Source organism: Gemmatimonadales bacterium (genome assembly GCA_035502185.1).
In the GTDB taxonomy this organism is placed as follows: domain Bacteria; phylum Gemmatimonadota; class Gemmatimonadetes; order Gemmatimonadales; family JACORV01; genus Fen-1245.
In genome coordinates, this window is sequence record DATJUT010000099.1 from 1 (window position 1) to 3,277 (window position 3,277).

General features: G+C 68.4%; 3 protein-coding genes. 1 reads left to right on the forward strand and 2 read right to left on the reverse strand.

Translation table 11 applies throughout. The annotated features are described in order from the left end of the window. The first annotated feature begins 260 nt into the window (after window positions 1-260). Window positions 261-1,187: a TetR/AcrR family transcriptional regulator C-terminal domain-containing protein gene (locus VMF70_13000; GenBank protein ID HTT68935.1), complete on the forward strand. Its 927-nt coding sequence runs from the start codon at window positions 261-263 to the stop codon at window positions 1,185-1,187. Window positions 1,188-1,365: 178 nt separating this feature from the next. Here VMF70_13000 and VMF70_13005 read toward each other — a convergent pair whose 3' ends face one another. Together VMF70_13005 and VMF70_13010 are read right to left on the reverse strand one after the other, a co-directional pair. Next, a complete protein-coding gene (locus tag VMF70_13005) occupies window positions 1,366-2,220 on the reverse strand; it encodes an alpha/beta hydrolase (GenBank protein ID HTT68936.1) in 855 nt (284 codons plus the stop codon). A 75-nt stretch (window positions 2,221-2,295) separates the two neighbouring features. After that, window positions 2,296-3,277 (reverse strand): LuxR C-terminal-related transcriptional regulator (locus VMF70_13010; GenBank protein HTT68937.1); only part of this gene is annotated, 982 nt, incomplete at its 5' end.

Consider the following 3,277-nt stretch of genomic DNA (forward strand, 5'->3'; position numbering starts at 1 on the left):
GCGCCCGGCGCCGCGCAGGTCCACGGCATGCCCGCCGGGCCGGGGCGCGGGCGCGACCTCTACGACCGTCGGCGCGAAGCCGTACCGCCGCAGCCAGAACGCGAGCGCTGGCCCGCCGATGCCGGCGCCCGAGATTAGTACCGTCTGGTTGGCCACTGCTGTGCCTCCTCGTCGCGTACGATGTATCTACCTATGCGTACACCGTACGTGTGCTAGTCAAGGCGCTTGGTGTACTAGTACGGGGAGAGGAGAAGCGATCGATGACTCAGCCGCCGTACCGTCGTATCGCCGATGAGATCCGCGCCCGTATAGCCGATCGCGAGCTGCGACCCGGCGACCCGGTGCCGTCGGCACGCGGCATCACCCGCGAGTGGGGCGTGGCCCTGGCCACCGCGACGAAGGTGCTCGCGACCCTGAACGCCGAGGGGGTGACCCGGTCGCTACCGGGCCGGGGCACGGTAGTCGCCGGCCCGGCCGGACCCGCTCGGCCGGCGGGCGTGGCGGCACGCGCGCGCCGAGACGAGGGCGACCCCGACCTGAGCCGTGAGCGGATCGTGGCGGCAGCCATCCGGGTTGCCGACGCCGAGGGTCTGGCGCAGCTGTCCATGCGGCGCATCGCGACCGAGCTGGGCGCGGCCCCGATGTCGCTCTACCGTCACGTCGACGGCAAGGACGAGTTGCTGGTGTCCATGATGGACAGCGTGCTCGGCGAGGACCCCCTGCCGGCCCGGCCGCCCAGGGGCTGGCGGGCCCAGCTGGAACTGTCCTCCCGCATGCAGTGGCAGGGGTTCCGCCGCCACCCGTGGCTCGCCCCGGCGCTGTCCATGACCCGCCCGCAGCTGATCCCCAACGGGATGCGGCACACCGAGTGGGCGCTGCGCGCGCTGGACGGGTTGGGCCTGACGATCCAGGAGATGATGCACGTCCACATGACGCTGTTCAGCCACGTGCGCGGCCTGGCCCTCAACCTTGAGGCCGAGGCCCAGGCCGAGCAGGACTCGGGGCTGACGAGCGACGAGTGGATGCAGACCCAGGAGCACGGCTTCCGTGTCATCGCCGGTACCGGTGACTTCCCGCTGCTGAACCGGCTGGTCGACAGCGAGCTGGAGCTGCATCTGGATCAGTTGTTCGAGTTCGGCCTGGACTGCCTGCTGGACGGGCTGGAGCGGCACCTGACCGGACGGTGAAGCCAGGCCCGGAACGCGTCCTTGAGTGAAGAGATCGAGCGGCTCCGCGATCTCCTGCACCAGCACGGCATCGATTCGCAGGACGGCGCGGCATAATCGCAGGCTCACGTCCTGCCGACCTTGATAGTTCCACCAGGCGGACCAGACGCCAGGCCGGCTGGTAATCTCCGCAGCTACGTCAGGACTCGTCCGCGGGCCGGATCATTTTCTCCGTTTGCTGGTCCTGGAGAAAGTCGAGAATCAGCCGGTCAACGAGATCGGGCTTCTCGAACGGGAGCCCGTGCGAGGTTCCGGGCACGACCCCCAGCTGTGATCCCGCAGGAAGCGTGCGTACCATCGCCGCGGCGTGCTCAGGAGTGACGCAGTCATCATCGCCGATCAGGACGAGCGTCGGCGATTGCACGTCCCGGAGCCGTTCCAGTGACACGCCTGGGGACAGCCAGTTCGGCTTCAGCTTGTTGAAGAACACCGGGAAATGCTCGGGCCCATCCGGCGAGAGCGAGTTGTACATCTGCCGGAACATGGCGGGGAAGGAATCGGGCGTGAACTGCTCCATCAGCTCGGCGTAGAACGGCGGGCACCCGTCCGGGTTGGCGTACTGCCCGATCAGGACGAGCCTGTGCACCAGGTCCGGGCGCTGGAGCGCGACGTGGATAGCGACCATCGCGCCGTCGCTGAAGCCGACCAGATGGGCGGCGGACAGCCCGACCGCCTCGTAGAACGCGATCGTGTCGGCGGCCATGCTCGGAAACGTGACCGGCCCGTCCCGGTCGGGGGTGCGTCCTTGGCCCTGCCGCTCCGGCAGGTATACGCGGTACCGCTGAGCAAGCTGAGGAAGGATTCCGCCCAGCATCTCGATGGTGTTGAACCCGCCGTGCAAGTACAGGAGCGGCTCGCCCGTGCCGTGGACTTCGTAGTAGGTGTCCAGGCCACAGGCGTCGACGCGATCCTTCACGACCGTGCCGTCCAGTTGTCCCGTCATGACTGCCCTCCTCATCTCGGGAACGAACGCCTGCACGTGGATCACCTTCATCCCGTGAGGTTGCTCCCTCTTTTCGGTCATGAGGGCCACGATGGCGCCCGGGCTGGCGCCTGAGCATCGGCGAACTCACCTATTTGTGGCTGATTCTTCACGGCCGCTTCGCGCCGCGAGGGCGGCGGCTTCAGCGCGTCCGCGCAGGCCCAGCTTGGACAGGATGCGCGCGACGTGATGCTCGACCGTCTTGCGCGACAGGAACAGACGTTCGGCGATCTGGGGGTTGGAGAGCCCTTCGCCGAGCAGAGCGAGCACTTGCTGCTCACGCTTGGTCAGCCGTCCGACATGCCTCGGCCCTGTCCTGGCCGCGTAGATGCCCAGATCGCGCATCAGCGCGGCGGCCGCGTCCGCGTCATGGTCGGCTCCCAGATCCTCGAAAACCAACAACGCTGCGCGCGCCTCGGCTCCGGCCACCTCACGGTCGTTCCGCCCGAGCACCTGGGCGAGCAACAGCCGCGTCTGCGCGGCGCGGTAAGGAATCCCGGCGTGGGTGAAGGCCGATAGCGCTGTCTCCAGGTGCGTGCACGCAGCTGGTACGTCCGTCTGCGCGAGCGCGTGCCCGAGCAGGCGCTCGCCGTGCGCGACGATGAGGTCACAGTTGTTAACGCTGCCGAGCGCCACGAGCGAACGTCCGCGTTCGATGGCCGCGCCGTTGTCGTGCAATGCGATCTCTGCCTCGCCGAGCAACTCGATCACCGCGGCGACATCGAGCCGGTCCGGGCTAGTGGCAGCGAGTCGTCGGCGCAAGACAGCTGCCGCGGCCGATGGTTCGCCCTGGGCCAGATGCACCGAGGCGACCGCCGTTGCGGATTCCTCACGGCCCTCGACGCCGCGCAGCACCCTGGCCGCATCCTCGACCTTTCCCTGCGCGAGCCTGAGCTCGGCGAGCGTCCCGGCCGCGAACGCGTGCGGCGCCGCGAAGACTCCCTTTGACATCGCGATCGCATCGGCGAGAAGAGCCTCGGCGGCGGCCCAGTCGCCGTTCTCGAACAGGACCCGGCCGTAATAGGTGCGGCACTCCGCATACAAGAACGGGCACCCGTACCGGTCGATG

Coding starts and splice junctions, on each gene's coding strand:
- VMF70_13005 (HTT68936.1), bottom strand. CDS start 2,220: ATGAAGGTGATCCACGTGCAGGCGTTCGTTCCCGAGATGAGGAGGGCA.
- VMF70_13000 (HTT68935.1), top strand. CDS start 261: ATGACTCAGCCGCCGTACCGTCGTATCGCCGATGAGATCCGCGCCCGT.